Source organism: Caryophanon tenue, assembly GCF_001700315.1.
Lineage (GTDB): Bacteria > Bacillota > Bacilli > Bacillales_A > Planococcaceae > Caryophanon > Caryophanon tenue.
The window spans coordinates 118,642-131,829 of record NZ_MASJ01000023.1 but is presented as its reverse complement, the minus strand read 5'-3'; the positions used below and the strand labels follow the sequence as shown (position 1 = coordinate 131,829).

At 41.8% G+C, this 13,188-nt stretch carries 14 protein-coding genes; 8 read left to right on the top strand and 6 right to left on the bottom strand.

Annotation, left to right across the window (positions count from 1 at the left end; translation table 11 throughout):
• The first annotated feature begins 6 nt into the window (after positions 1-6).
• The 4 genes from A6M13_RS10770 to A6M13_RS10755 all read left to right on the top strand — a co-directional run bounded on the left by A6M13_RS10770 (position 7) and on the right by A6M13_RS10755 (position 3,757).
• Positions 7-825 (top strand): carbohydrate ABC transporter permease, encoded by an 819-nt coding sequence (locus A6M13_RS10770; RefSeq protein WP_066546004.1) that lies wholly within the window; start codon positions 7-9, stop codon positions 823-825.
• Positions 826-841: 16 nt separating this feature from the next.
• Positions 842-1,705 (top strand): metallophosphoesterase family protein, encoded by an 864-nt coding sequence (locus A6M13_RS10765; protein WP_066545997.1) that lies wholly within the window; start codon positions 842-844, stop codon positions 1,703-1,705.
• Between the two features lie 22 nt (positions 1,706-1,727).
• Positions 1,728-2,543 carry a sugar-phosphatase gene (gene yidA, locus A6M13_RS10760; RefSeq protein WP_066545995.1) on the top strand — a complete coding sequence of 272 codons (816 nt, stop codon included), beginning with the start codon at positions 1,728-1,730 and terminating at the stop codon, positions 2,541-2,543.
• A 167-nt stretch (positions 2,544-2,710) separates the two neighbouring features.
• The gene (locus tag A6M13_RS10755; RefSeq protein ID WP_066545992.1) at positions 2,711-3,757 is read left to right on the top strand and encodes an alpha/beta fold hydrolase; all 1,047 of its coding nucleotides are present in this window, start codon (positions 2,711-2,713) and stop codon (positions 3,755-3,757) included.
• A 46-nt stretch (positions 3,758-3,803) separates the two neighbouring features.
• Here the strand turns inward: A6M13_RS10755 and A6M13_RS10750 are convergent, their stop codons facing one another.
• Positions 3,804-4,682, bottom strand: coding sequence for a LysR family transcriptional regulator (locus A6M13_RS10750; RefSeq protein ID WP_066545989.1), 879 nt, complete (start codon positions 4,680-4,682; stop codon positions 3,804-3,806).
• A 117-nt stretch (positions 4,683-4,799) separates the two neighbouring features.
• On the opposite strand from A6M13_RS10750, the gene A6M13_RS10745 reads away from it, so the two are divergent.
• The gene (locus tag A6M13_RS10745; protein WP_066545986.1) at positions 4,800-5,129 is read left to right on the top strand and encodes a GlpM family protein; all 330 of its coding nucleotides are present in this window, start codon (positions 4,800-4,802) and stop codon (positions 5,127-5,129) included.
• A gap of 226 nt (positions 5,130-5,355) precedes the next feature.
• Here the strand turns inward: A6M13_RS10745 and A6M13_RS10740 are convergent, their stop codons facing one another.
• Genes A6M13_RS10740 through A6M13_RS16610 form a run of 3 tightly spaced genes read right to left on the bottom strand, consistent with a single transcriptional unit; the run spans position 5,356 to position 8,016 of the window.
• Positions 5,356-6,780, bottom strand: coding sequence for an amidohydrolase (locus A6M13_RS10740; RefSeq protein ID WP_066545982.1), 1,425 nt, complete (start codon positions 6,778-6,780; stop codon positions 5,356-5,358).
• Positions 6,777-7,307 carry an MFS transporter gene (locus A6M13_RS16615; RefSeq protein ID WP_066545978.1) on the bottom strand — a complete coding sequence of 177 codons (531 nt, stop codon included), beginning with the start codon at positions 7,305-7,307 and terminating at the stop codon, positions 6,777-6,779. The genes A6M13_RS10740 and A6M13_RS16615 overlap by 4 nt, the downstream gene beginning before the upstream one ends.
• Before the next feature lie 28 nt (positions 7,308-7,335).
• The gene (locus A6M13_RS16610; RefSeq protein ID WP_066545975.1) at positions 7,336-8,016 is read right to left on the bottom strand and encodes an MFS transporter; all 681 of its coding nucleotides are present in this window, start codon (positions 8,014-8,016) and stop codon (positions 7,336-7,338) included.
• A gap of 173 nt (positions 8,017-8,189) precedes the next feature.
• Between A6M13_RS16610 and A6M13_RS10725 the strand changes: the two genes are divergently transcribed.
• Positions 8,190-8,369 carry a helix-turn-helix domain-containing protein gene (locus A6M13_RS10725; protein WP_066545973.1) on the top strand — a complete coding sequence of 60 codons (180 nt, stop codon included), beginning with the start codon at positions 8,190-8,192 and terminating at the stop codon, positions 8,367-8,369.
• A 57-nt stretch (positions 8,370-8,426) separates the two neighbouring features.
• Here A6M13_RS10725 and A6M13_RS10720 read toward each other — a convergent pair whose 3' ends face one another.
• Together A6M13_RS10720 and A6M13_RS10715 are read right to left on the bottom strand one after the other, a co-directional pair.
• On the bottom strand, positions 8,427-9,560 hold the full coding sequence (locus A6M13_RS10720; RefSeq protein WP_066545971.1) for an S-layer homology domain-containing protein: 1,134 nt from the start codon (positions 9,558-9,560) through the stop codon (positions 8,427-8,429).
• A 219-nt stretch (positions 9,561-9,779) separates the two neighbouring features.
• On the bottom strand, positions 9,780-10,172 hold the full coding sequence (locus tag A6M13_RS10715) for an SET domain-containing protein (protein ID WP_066545970.1): 393 nt from the start codon (positions 10,170-10,172) through the stop codon (positions 9,780-9,782).
• A gap of 481 nt (positions 10,173-10,653) precedes the next feature.
• Here A6M13_RS10715 and A6M13_RS10710 point away from each other — a divergent pair, with 481 nt between their 5' ends.
• Positions 10,654-12,069: a DHA2 family efflux MFS transporter permease subunit gene (locus A6M13_RS10710; protein ID WP_066545962.1), complete on the top strand. Its 1,416-nt coding sequence runs from the start codon at positions 10,654-10,656 to the stop codon at positions 12,067-12,069.
• A gap of 283 nt (positions 12,070-12,352) precedes the next feature.
• Positions 12,353-13,183: a 5-dehydro-4-deoxy-D-glucuronate isomerase gene (kduI, locus tag A6M13_RS10705; protein WP_066545959.1), complete on the top strand. Its 831-nt coding sequence runs from the start codon at positions 12,353-12,355 to the stop codon at positions 13,181-13,183.
• Positions 13,184-13,188: the final 5 nt, after the last annotated feature.

The window sequence follows — 13,188 nt, the reverse complement described above, 5'->3', positions numbered from 1 at the left end:
CTTGTTATGAAGAAGTCGCTAAAAGGCGTTGAATATAGCTTGTTAGCAATTGTGATGTTGCTGATTGCGTTCCCCTTTTTATGGATGCTATCGGCAAGCTTTCAAACATATATTGAAATTATTGCAACACCACCGACATGGTTCCCGTCAAGCTTTGACCTAAGCAATTTTATGGCGGCGTGGCAATCAGGCCCATTTTTAACATATACGATGAACAGTGTCGTGACGACATTCGTTGTACTTGTGCTGCAGTTTATAACGATGATTCCTGCTGCGTACGCATTTGCACGACTAGAGTTTAAAGGGAAAAATATTTGTTGGTCGATTACGATTATTTGTTTAATGATTCCGATGCAACTTATTTTTTTACCGAACTATTTACTATTTAGCCAGTGGGGCATGATTGATACATATTGGCCACTAATTTTACCTTTTGCGACGAGCGCGTTCGGTATTTTTATGCTGCGTCAGTCGTTTAAGCAAATTCCAGAAGAAATTATTGAATCTGCACGTTTAGATAATGCTTCTGAATGGAAAATTATTCGCACGATTTTTATTCCGGTTGCGAAGCCAACGATTATTACAGTGCTATTATTTACATTTATTAGTCGCTGGAACGACTATTTCTGGCCGCTTGTCATGACAACGGCAGAAGATGCACGGACATTGCCGATGGGGGTTGCGTTACTGCGTACAACCGATGCAGGTGTACCGTGGAATGAAGTAATGGCAGCCAATGTCATTTTAGTTATTCCGATTTTAATTGTTTATTTCATTGCACAAGATAAAATCATTAAAGCCTTTACGTATACAGGCATTAAATAATAAGGAGGAATTTAACATGAAAATTGCAGTAATGGGTGACTTACATTATGTACAACAGACACAATACAACACGGGGGAGGCACATACCCCTGCTTTTATTGAAGCACGTGACCGATTTTTTGAACGTTATATTAATGGATTCTTTGCCGTAGAGGCGGATTATTATGTGAGCGTTGGTGATTTAACGAATTTTGGCACAGCTGACGAGTTAAGTGAGGTGTATCAACTAATTCGTAAGCACGATAAAACATTTATTCATACACTAGGCAACCATGATTTATATACGATGACGCGACAAGCAGTATGTGAACAAGTTCAACAGCATACAAATTACAGCATTGACACCCCAGAAGCGACATTAATTTTTTGGGAAACTGCGCGTGAAATGGATGAGGAAGTATACGGGGGCACCGTAACAGCGCAACAGCTTGCATGGCTGGAAAAAGAATTGCTTGCGTCAGGCGACAAAACGGTCTTCGTATTTGGGCATCATCCGATTTATGACACAACGCATCATTCAAACTATGAAAACTTATCGATTGACCCATCGATTGATGTAGCATCGGTGCTACGTAAAAAAGAGTACGGGCAAGCATTTTATATTTGTGGGCATACGCATTATGATTCAATCGTTCAACACGAAAACTGGACATATGTGCAAATTGCTGCTGTACTTGATGTCCCTGCAATGCGTGTAATTGATGTGCAACAAGGGAATGTTACAGTAACAGCGCAAACGGTACTGACTGCTGAATACCAGCATGATGCGGCAATAATCGCAGAACAAATGGACTTTTTTGAAGGCAGATTAGACGGAGCTGGCACAACGCTGACACGCAATATTGTTGTGCCAACAGCAGTACCTTCATCGGTGCGTTAGTAAAAGTTGAAGGAGATAACTGATGACCATTCAATTACTTGCGATTGATATTGACGGCACACTCGTCAATTCGCGCTATGAATTAACGGATGTGACCATTCACGCTATCCATGCGGCGCAACAGCGTGGCGTACATGTTGTACTTTGTACCGGTAGACCATTTTCAGGTGCACGAGGCTATATGAAAATGCTCGGTATGGACACACAGCCAGCGCACATCATTACGTATAACGGTGCACTGATACAGCGAACAAATACGCTAGATATTGTGTCACATATCGGTGTAACCGGCAAGCAGTTTAAAGCATTAACGCAACTTGCGGAACAAGTTGGTGTACATTGTCATGCGCTGGATTTTGAGGCAATTTATACAGTGCAACACAATATGAGTATGTATACAGGACGGGATGCTTATTTTGCGAATATGCCCATTTTGTACCGAGCGCCAGATGAACTAGAAGATGATAAACTGTTTACGAAAGTGATGTTTATTGATGATCCGGCAAAGCTCGATGCTGGCATCTCACAAATTCCTAATGCGTTCACACAGCAGTATACGATGTTTAAAAGCGAGCCGTTTTATTTTGAAATTTTACACAAGCAAGCGAGTAAAGGACAAGCACTTGCTACACTTGCAGAACAATTACACATCGCACCGCGTGACGTCATGGCAATTGGCGACCATCCGAATGATTTTGATATGATTCAGTATGCAGGGATTGGTGTTGCAATGGGCAATGCTGTGCCGATGATTCGAGACGTTGCCGATTTTCTGACAGCTACGAATGACGAAGACGGCGTTGCACAGGCGATTCACGCACATATTTTGGATAAATAAAGAGAGTAATTATGAAATCCACTGCAACGTTAATGTTGCAGTGGATTTTGACGTTAATGTTGATGTCAAAAAAATGCAGCGTATATGATTGCTCTAGTTCGCCTTTTCGAAAAAAATTGTTTATACTGAATGAAATGTTAGAAAATTCTAAAAAGGGGTGTTGACACGTGATAGAAAATGAATTTTATTCACAGCAAAATGTCGGTCCTTATGAATACTATCAGGTTGGAGAATTTGAGTTAGAAGAAGGCGGAGTTATACCGCAGCTACAGCTAGCATATCGAACGTACGGTACATTAAATGAACAGAAAACAAATGCTATTTTAGTGCCGACATGGTTTTCAGGCACGAGCAAAAACTATGAAAGTTATATTGGTCCAGGGCGTGCGCTTGATGAAAATGAATATTTTATTATTGTTGTGAATCAAATTGGGAATGGTGTCTCAACGTCACCGCATAATAGCGGCTCCCCGATTGCGATGGAAGCATTCCCACATATTCGTATTGGCGACGATGTGCGCGCGCAATATGTGCTTGTAACTGAAAAGTTTGGCATTACGGAGCTTGCGTTAGTAGTGGGCGGTTCAATGGGTGCGCAGCAAACGTATGAATGGGCGGTGCGTTATCCAGATATGGTGAAGCGGGCTGCTCCGATTGCTGGCACGGCGAAAAATACAGTGCATGATTTTTTATTTACACAAACATTAATCGATGCGATTACATCGGACCCTGGTTTTAAGGGTGGGCGCTACACATCGCATACCGAGGTTGCGGACGGATTAGGCAGACATGCTGATATTTGGGCGGTAATGGGGCTAAGTACGGAGTTTTATCAGCAGGAATTGTGGCGTTTGTTTGGTGTAGAAAGTGTCGAGCAGTTTACACAAGGCTTTTTACGTCCATTGTTCCAAAGTTTAGACCCGAATTCATTACTGACGATGGCATGGAAATGGCAGCGCGGTGATGTGAGTCGTCACACAGATGGCGATTTAGCAGCAGCGCTCAATCGCATTACAGCGAAAGTGTTTGTGATGCCGATTGATGAGGATATGTTTTTCCCAGTGCGTGATTGCGCGCGTGAACAGGCACTTATTCCAAATAGTGAGCTAAAAGTGATCGAAAGTCGTTTAGGGCATTTTGGTTTGTTTGGTGCAGAGGACAGTTATTTTGAGCAAGTTGACTGCTATTTACGTGAATTGTTGGCGTCGCCATAAATAAAAGAGGACTTGTTTCTATAAACTAGGCAAGTCCTTTTATACGTTATTTTAGTTGTTGTGACGCTATCGTCGCAACAATATAATCAATCATTTTTTTTACGGCAGGTGTTTGTGTATGTTTTGCGCGTCTTGTGAGTAGTCCGAGTTGACGGCAAGCGGGTTCGGCAAGCGGGCGCACAGCAAGTCCTTGTGTGCGCTGTAAAAGTAACTGTGGCACAAAGCTAATGCCAAGATGATGTTTGACCATCGCTAAAATTGTTTCGTCCCCTTTAACTTCGTATGCAATAAGCGGCTGAATACGCGCTTGTGTAAACAAATTGCGGACCTCTAAATGTGAGTTCGGATGTGGCAAAATAAATGCCGCATGTGCCGCTTCAGCTACAGAAATCGTTTCTCGCGCAGCAAGTGGATGGTTTGGATGCATAATGGCGACAATCGGGTCATTCATTAATAAATCGAATTGCCAATGTTCATTATGCGTCGTCCCGAGTGCCATATCAATTTTGTCCTCCATTAGCCAGCGGTCAAGCTCCACTGCATTGCCTTCATATAGCTGAATATGAATGCGCGGATAATCACGTTTAAATGCTGCAAGTAACGGTGGTAAAAGCGTTGTCGTGACACTAGAGTAAGCACCGATACGCACATGTCCCGTTTCAAAGCCGTTAATACGGTCTACGGTCTCAGTTAGCTTCGCATAGCCCCGTTCGATTTCACGCATAGCGACGAGTAATTGTTCCCCGTGCGCAGTCGGTACAACGCCGTGCTGTTGCCGAATGAGCAGTGGAAAACCGTATTCTTCTTCTAAACTATGAATCATTTGGCTAATGCTTGGCTGCGTATAATGCAGTGCCTCAGCCGCTTTTGTTAAACTGCCTGTTTCGACGACTTTACTGTACGCGATATATTTTTTTATATTCATAAAATCTCCTTCGTGATATGCAATTTTCTTATATATACTATGCAATAAATTTAGTTTACGTATACCTACTGCAAGCATACAATCAAACACAACTAAAGAAAACAGGAGATGTATAAAGTGAGCTATGTTGCACAGTTTTTATTAGGTGGAACGATTATGGTATGCGCAGCGCTACTCAGCAAGTCAAAATATTTATTTTTATCGGGTGTCATTACCTTATTACCGATTATGACGCTGGCAAATATTTATTTACAAATGCATCATATGAGCGTTAATGATTTTCGTTTAACGCAAAAGAACGCAATGTTTGGCGCGTTCGGTGTTGTTATTTTTATTGCACTCATCTTTACGTTAACACAGTGGGTAAAGCCACTACATGCAGTGTTTGGTGCGTTTACTGTGTACGTGTTGTATATGATTGGCTGTAAATTATGGTTTGCGTCGTGATATAAAAAGAGCGTGCGGGACAGTATTTCTGTAAAAATGAGTTCATCGAGATGATGAAAATTTGCTGGGGGGTCCCGACAAGCGACGACTTTAGCAGGAATCGCATGAACTGGAGCTTGAAGCGGACATCTGCCAAAACGACTGTTCGTGTGGCAATAGCACGAAGCATAAAAAACCCCCTTCAGCAATGTGCTCAAGGGGGTTTCAAACTTTTCGGTTTTAATACTTACACCTTTGTGCCTTCTTTTGGTGCGCGCGGTGGTAATACATGTTCTGGAATCGCACAGCGGTACTGTTTGCCGTTAGTCAGACGCGCGAATTCTTCTTTTGCTGCTTCAATAATCGAAGGATCTAGTAACGCGTCGAGTGCTGCACCTGCCATTGTTTTTGCGGCATAGTGCATGCCCTTCAAGCCAATCGATGTACCAAACGAGGCAGTAGCTTGCCAAGTGTGTAGTTGTACACCATGCGGGGCACATACTGTAATGACTTGTCCAAGTGGCGCAATCCATGACACATCGCCTAAATCACTTGACCCAGGCATTGACATTCGGAACATTTGCGGAATATGGCGTTCGCCTGTAATGAATGATCCGTCTACTTGTGCGCCCATTGCTTGTACTTGCTGATTCGCACCGGCTAATACAGACGGGTCAAGCGTGCTCATAATTTGCTCGGCAAACTGTTTTTCCGCTTCCGTAAATGTGAGTGGTGGGAGCTCCTGCCACTGCTTGTACATTTGCTCGTTTAACGTTAAGTTTGGCATGCTGTCGTAACAAGCGGAATGGATAACGTAATCCATCGTTGTTTCAGTCATCAGTGTTGCGCCTTCTGCAATATTAATTAAGCGGCGCTGTAATTCATCGACAGCTTCACGGCTTGCTCCGCGTAGGAAGTAATACACACTCGCTTCATCTGGTACGATATTTGGCGCTAAACCACCGTTTGTAGTTTGGTAATGAATGCGTGAACCATCTGGCACATGCTCGCGTAAATAGTTAGCAGCAACATTCGTCAGCTCGACAGCATCGAGCGCGCTACGCCCTAAATGTGGAGCAGCTGCAGCATGTGCAGTACGCCCATGGAAGAAAAATTCAATCGCTGTTAATGCTTGCATCGAAATATTAGCAGTCATATTGTATGAGCCTGGATGCCATGTATACACAATATCTAAATCGTCAAACACCCCGTTACGTGCCATAAATGACTTGCCTGATAATAGCTCCTCTGCTGGACAGCCGTAATAGCGAATTGTACCAGCGATACTCTGCTCCTCCATTAGCTGTTTGAGCGCATACACCGCTTCTACACCCGCTGTTCCAAGTAAGTTATGCCCACAGCCATGTCCTGGTCCACCTGCTACAAGTGGGTCAAGGGATGGGCTATCCGATTGGCTTAAGCCAGGTAATGCGTCGTACTCACCTAAAAAGCCAATAATCGGTGAGCCTGCACCCCACTCAGCGATAAATGCTGTATCAACGCCGCCTGCTTGCTCAGTAATACGGAAGCCTGCTTGTTGTAAAAACTGTATTTGGCGGTCAGCAGCATAGGTTTCTTCATAGCCAAGTTGTGGATTATCCCAAATATCTTTTGCGATTTTCGCAAACAGTGCTTCTTGTGTCGTCATTTTTTCAAATAACTGTTGTTTCATACTGTTCCCTCCATTGGTTTTACGGATGTCGGTTGTGATGATGAGTCATTGAGTGGTAATGTCATCGCGATAATGGCAGCGATGGCACAAACGATGGCTAAAAAGACGAATGATGTGTTAAAAGAGCCACCTGAAATATTAATTAAGTATCCCATAATTGTTGGTGAAATGATACCAGCAGCCTGTCCACCGAAGTTAACAATACCAAATGCTGTTGCGACATTACGGTCTTCGACAACACGGTGTGGCGTTGTGAAAATAAACGAAATAACAAATGCGACACCAACAAATGCGACACATTGATATAGAATGACCACAACAATCGAAGCGGTATTGGCCATTAAGAAGAGACACGTTGCTAACACAGCAGCGCCGATAACAACACCGTATTTTGATTTTGCGCCAAGCTTTGTAATGATGCGCCCACTAAAAATCATGCCGACAGCAGAGAATAACGCTGGAATGGCTGCGACAAGACCGATGCTTTTCATGTCAATATTATGTACTTGCATTAAGTACGTTGGCATCCATGAGCTAAGTCCCCAGCTGGCAATATTAATAAAGAAGAAAATACATAAAACACGTACTAAATAAGGATTCGTTAACACAGGTTAACACAGATTTGAATGAACCTTTTAGACCGCCCGTTTCTTCCGGTGCATACACTTTGGCATTTTTCGTTACCATAATAAGTGCTACAACAAAAACAATGCCAAGAACAGAAATAATGAAGAATACAGAACGCCAACCAAATAATAAAAGAAGCGGTGCGCATAAAATAGGAGCAAGTGCGCCACCAAGCATATTCGAAGACATCATCGTTGATTGGGCTTTTGTACGTTGTGATTTTTCATAATACATCGCAATCGCCTTCGTACTTGCGGCAGGGTACGCGCCTTCACCAAGCCCGAATAAGAAACGAATGAGAATGAGCGATGTTAGTGACCAAGCAAGTCCGGTAAATGCGGTAAATACCGACCAAATCACAACAGCAAAAATAAGAACATATACAATGTTAAAACGGTCAGCAAGCCAGCCCCCTGGAATCTGCATCAGTGCATAGCCTAAGAAAAAGGCACTGAGGACAAAGCCAAGATGCGCGGCATTGAGCGCTAAGTCTTGCCCGATGCTTGCCAGTGCAAGCGTAATGGCAGTACGGTCTACATACGACACAATCCAACCAAAATAAAGGACTGCTAAAATCCATACACTACGATCTTTTTGTTCAGTTATCATATTATCGCCTCCTTGTATTAATAGTCAAAATATTATAAAAAATAGTCGACAGATACATTAGAGTTTCTTACAATTTTAGTATATAAACATTGGGAGAACTTACAAAAATTTAACGAGAGAAAGGAAGTGTCCGTATTGGGAGGACAAATGCAACATGTATTTGGTCACGAAGCGTGTACCTTTTATTGAAGCTACGTATGCAAAAAGCAATGGAGCTGCTGCGTGTCGATGGACTGAAAAACTATGAAGTGGCAGAAGCAGTCGGCTACAGCAATCCGCAATACTTTAGCATTTGCTTTAAAAAATATACGGGCTATACACCGGCTGAATATAAGAAGAAGTTTCATGTGTGAAAGAAAGGCTATGATGTGCTCTAGAAAATGTTGAGTAATCATAGCCTTGTTTTTTATTTAGCGTAGCGTGTAGCTACCGATTTCAAATAAGCTGTCGCCCTCGCCATTGGTCACTTTTAGTAAACCGTAGCCCTTTTTGAAGTAGTAAATAGTATGTACCCCGTCGTACTCAGGAGACATTATCGAGCCATCAGAATCTACTGTATACAGTTCCTTTTCAGCTACTTTAACAACATCTTTAAATAGCACATTGTTGACATACACACGGTCTTCAAAATATGCGGTTAAGGTGTGATGATAATGAGTTCCGTACATCTCTCTCATGCGCTCTTGCGGTTTACCGTCCTCTAAGCCACGTAAATCCATATAGTAGCCCCATGCATCTGTACCATCTTGTCCAACATATATCCACTCCTCGTAGACATCATAAATTAAGCCAAATTCTTTTACGATATTATTACCATTTGACATAAATTGCGTATAAAAATGATGACGATAATCGCTGCGCGGTAAATCGGTATAATTCGCGGCTTTTAGCTTTGTCGGTGCATAATCAAAATTACTCGTAATTCTTTTCACAGCGACTGGCTTTTGTGGTTCCATCCCGTATAAGCTACGGTAAATAAATGTTGCCAGTTGCATGCGTGATACCGGTGCATTTGGTCGGAACTGGCCGTTTGGATAGCCTGTGACAATCCCTTTTTGTACAAGTGCGCCAATATGTGTATTGTTCGGGTTGGACAACGCAACGTCAGAAAAAGCATTTGTCGTTTGCGGTGTGAGCTTTAATAAATTCGTAAATATTTTCGCTACATGTGCACGCGTAATTTTGTCGTCCGGACGGAATTTTCCGGTTGTAGACGAGCCGTCCACAATGCCGGCACGATACAATGCTTGAATCGCCGCTGCTTGCGGATGCGAAGCGGGCACATCGACAAATTGCTTCGCAGGTCGCACCGCATATAATTTATAGGCATTTTGAATATACGCTGCGACATCGCCACGCGTTACTGGTTGGCTAATACCGAAATGGGTAGTGGAAATGGGCTCCATAATGTGACTGCTAACGATACGATTGACGATATGTGTATGGGTGTAATTTGAAACGTCTTTATACGGACTGTTGGCGAGTGTCGGTGTTGGCAATAAGAGCGCACCAGTGAGTAACATCGCTGTGAGTGTTTTTTTCATAATGAGTACCTCTATTCCTTTATAATTATCATTATTTTACAATAAAAATAGGTATTTGTTAATAGATATTATCGATAAATATGACTACAAAGCGAACGTGAGCTTGTAACTTATCTTGTCGTGAGAAGAAATAAATGTATGCATGCTCCGTCTTTCACAAAAAAATTTATAACTCACATGAAAAACTCCCTGCCGCATCGAAGCGACAGGGAGCATTTGTTATTGATTATCTTCGTCGTCGCGATCAAACCATAATAATTCTGGCTCGTCCGGTTCGCCGTTATAGTTAATGAAAATTTCGTCACCTGGTTGAATATCTTCGTAGGCGAAGAAATCGAATGTATGGTTATCAAAATTAATTTCGTACGTGGCATTTGCATGGTACGAGTGGTTAAACAGCATACCGTAACCTAAAAGCATCGCTGTATGATTAATACCATACTCAAACGCATAGTCAGCTAATAATGTTTTTTCAATATGCTCGTGTTGTTCGTTTGGATAAGCAATAACAGGTGCTTGGTGAAATAATGTACCTTTTGGAATAACCGTTGTTGCGAAGACGCCGCGGTTAAATTCGCCGTCACTAACGGGCGATGTTTTTACTTCAATCATAATAGTTTTCAGTCTCCTAACGTGTAATACATTATTTTATCATGAAAGTTGAATATGTGTCACGTGTTATTTTTGTCTAAATGGGCAAAAATGGTTGTTCACAATTGATGAAAAAAGCCGTTTTTTATGCAAATAGTAGTTGATTTTTAGTGCGTTTTCATAGCAAAGCTCTCAAAGTCAAGCAGGACAAGGGGTTATGTCGCATAGTACTGTCTATATGCAAGCGTTTTCCTATGTGAAAATCATCTGGAAAAAAGAAAGAAAAGATGGTTTTATTATCCGTTTATTGTTATTTCGATGTTCACAATTGCAAGAATGGTCGGGGGAATTTTACCAATGATTCATTGAGTTTTCAGGAGAAAATTTGATACAGTTACAACCGTGCTGAAAAATAACAAGAGGTTATCGCACTGCAAAACGTATGATACATGTGGAGTTATCATCGCTTTTCAAGAAATACGTTTCATATAGGAGGATAAAAATGGCAGCACCTTTTTTTAATGTAAAAAGTCCAAAAGGGATGGCAGCTGTTTTAATGATTGGTACTTTCCTTGGGTTATTCGGGGAAACAGCATTAAACATGGCATTAACAAATATTATGGAAGATTTTGATGTATCTGCGGCATCTGCAGCATGGTTAACGACAGGTTACTTACTTGTATTAGCTGTACTCGTACCGCTTTCATCTTATTTAGTCCGTTGGTTTACAACACGCCAATTAATCGTCGCAGCACTGACATTTGCGATTATCGGTTCGTTACTTGGCGCACTTGCACCAAACTTTACTATTTTATTAGCAGGTCGTTTTGTACAAGCACTTGCGACGGGGATTATTTTACCGCTAATGTTTAGCGTTGTTATGTTAATTTTCCCGATTCAAAAACGCGGCGCTGTGATGGGAATTGTCGGCATTATTTTAACAGCCGGTCCAGCACTTGGTCCATCTATCGCAGGTTTAATCGTGTCAGCACTGAGCTGGCGCTATATTTTCTGGATGATGGTTGTTGTGTATGCCGCCGTCATTTTCTTAGCACTTTCGAAAGTAGATAATGTGTCACAAGTTACACGTCCTAAAATGGATATGCTTTCATTAGTATCATCCACGTTTGGTTTTGGTGGTGTTGTGTTTGCACTTGCTACATTAGCAGAACAATCGATTACAGAAGCGATCGTTTATGGTCCACTGATTGTCGGTCTTGTCTTATTAGTCATTTTCGGTGTGCGTCAAACGAAAATGGAGGAGCCGATGATTGACTTATCGGTCTTCAAATCACCGATGTTTCGCTTAGGTGTTGCACTGATGGTCGCAACGATGTTTATGATTTTATCAGTGGCAATTTTAGTGCCCATGTTCTTAAAAACAGTGCTTGGTTTTGCGGCATTAACAGCAGGCTTATGCATGTTACCAGGGAATGTCTTAAATATTATGATGTCACCAATCGTAGGTACAAACTTTGATAAAGTAGGCGCGAAAATCTTTACGCGCATTGGCTTTACGATGATTTTCGTGTCAATGATGGTGTTCTTAATGACGATTTCAGCGACGACTGCAACGTGGATGGTTATTGTGAACTTATGCATATTCTTCGTCGGTGTATCGATGACAATTATGCCTGCACAAACGAATGCGATGAATTCACTTGCGCCACAAAAATTCGCAGACGGTTCAGCTGCACTGAACACATTAACGCAAATTGCTGGGGCACTTGGAACAGCAATTGCGATTACGATGTTTACTATCGGTCAGCAAAACTACATCGAAAAATTCGCTGATGCATTGCCAGCAGAGTTTTTAGCGCACGGTATTCATACAGCCTTTATTGTTGTAGCCGTTATTTCTGTGCTTGGCTTAATCGGTTCATTCTTTGTGAAAAATGTACAACCATTGGAGAAATAATAGCTAGTATACAATCTTTAAAAAGAGACAAACATGATGATGGAATCGTGTTTGTCTTTTTTGTCTACTAGGCAATGTTTTCTGCGAGCATGGCTCTCTTACACATTACTGTATGTCATGCTTTTTTTGTCTTTTACCCGTTATTTTGTATAAAAATTTAACGAAAGCGTTTGATATTTTAAGAACGTGCCAGTGACAAATTGTAAACCCTTACATCTTTACTTATACTAAAAATGAACGAATAATCAAACAATATATACGCGGCATGGAAGGGGATTTTACGATGGAAACACGTTATGCGCATCACCCAGAACATATCAAAACATTTACGACCGATGAATTACGTGAGCAATTTTTAGTCGAAACATTATTCGAAGCTGGGCATGTACATTTAACATATACACATGTAGACCGTATGATTTTTGGCGGTGTGACACCGACAACAACACCACTGACGATTACGCTAAATAAAGAGCTAGGGGTGGAGTTCTTTTTACAGCGTCGTGAGCTAGGCATTATTAATATTGGCGGAGCGGGTACGGTAACGATTGATGGTGACACATATGACATGGCGCATCAAGACGGCTTATATGTCGGGCGCGGGGCGAAGGAAGTATTCTTTGCGTCAGCGGATGCCACACAGCCAGCCAAGTTTTATATTAACTCGACACCAGCGCATCATACCTATCCAACGGTGAAAATCGATTTAGCACAAATTAAGCCACTAGAAGCAGGTGCGGGCGAAACGTTAAATGACCGTAAAATTTATCAATACATTCATCCAAATGTATGTGAAAGCTGTCAATTACAAATGGGCTTAACGATGCTGTCACCAGGTAGTGTGTGGAATACGATGCCTTGCCATACACATGAACGCCGTATGGAAGTGTATTTATACTTTAATATGGATGAACAAACACGCGTCTTCCACTTTATGGGGCAACCACAAGAAACACGCCATTTGATTTTAAAAAATGAGCAAGCTGTTATTTCACCAAGCTGGTCGATTCATACAGGGACAGCGACGAGCAACTATACATTTATTTGGGGCATGTGCGGGGAAAATATTACGTATGACGACATGGACCATGTTGCAATGGAAGATTTACGATAGGGGGA

Bases quoted from the DNA above. Each gene is read 5' to 3' on its own strand.
- A6M13_RS10770 (WP_066546004.1), top strand. From the start codon at position 7: ATGAAGAAGTCGCTAAAAGGCGTTGAATATAGCTTGTTAGCAATTGTG.
- A6M13_RS10765 (WP_066545997.1), top strand. From the start codon at position 842: ATGAAAATTGCAGTAATGGGTGACTTACATTATGTACAACAGACACAA.
- yidA (WP_066545995.1), top strand. From the start codon at position 1,728: ATGACCATTCAATTACTTGCGATTGATATTGACGGCACACTCGTCAAT.
- A6M13_RS10750 (WP_066545989.1), bottom strand. From the start codon at position 4,682: ATGAATATAAAAAAATATATCGCGTACAGTAAAGTCGTCGAAACAGGC.
- A6M13_RS10740 (WP_066545982.1), bottom strand. From the start codon at position 6,780: ATGAAACAACAGTTATTTGAAAAAATGACGACACAAGAAGCACTGTTT.
- A6M13_RS16615 (WP_066545978.1), bottom strand. From the start codon at position 7,307: ATGCCAACGTACTTAATGCAAGTACATAATATTGACATGAAAAGCATC.
- A6M13_RS16610 (WP_066545975.1), bottom strand. From the start codon at position 8,016: ATGATAACTGAACAAAAAGATCGTAGTGTATGGATTTTAGCAGTCCTT.
- A6M13_RS10720 (WP_066545971.1), bottom strand. From the start codon at position 9,560: ATGAAAAAAACACTCACAGCGATGTTACTCACTGGTGCGCTCTTATTG.
- A6M13_RS10715 (WP_066545970.1), bottom strand. From the start codon at position 10,172: ATGATTGAAGTAAAAACATCGCCCGTTAGTGACGGCGAATTTAACCGC.
- A6M13_RS10710 (WP_066545962.1), top strand. From the start codon at position 10,654: ATGGCAGCACCTTTTTTTAATGTAAAAAGTCCAAAAGGGATGGCAGCT.
- kduI (WP_066545959.1), top strand. From the start codon at position 12,353: ATGGAAACACGTTATGCGCATCACCCAGAACATATCAAAACATTTACG.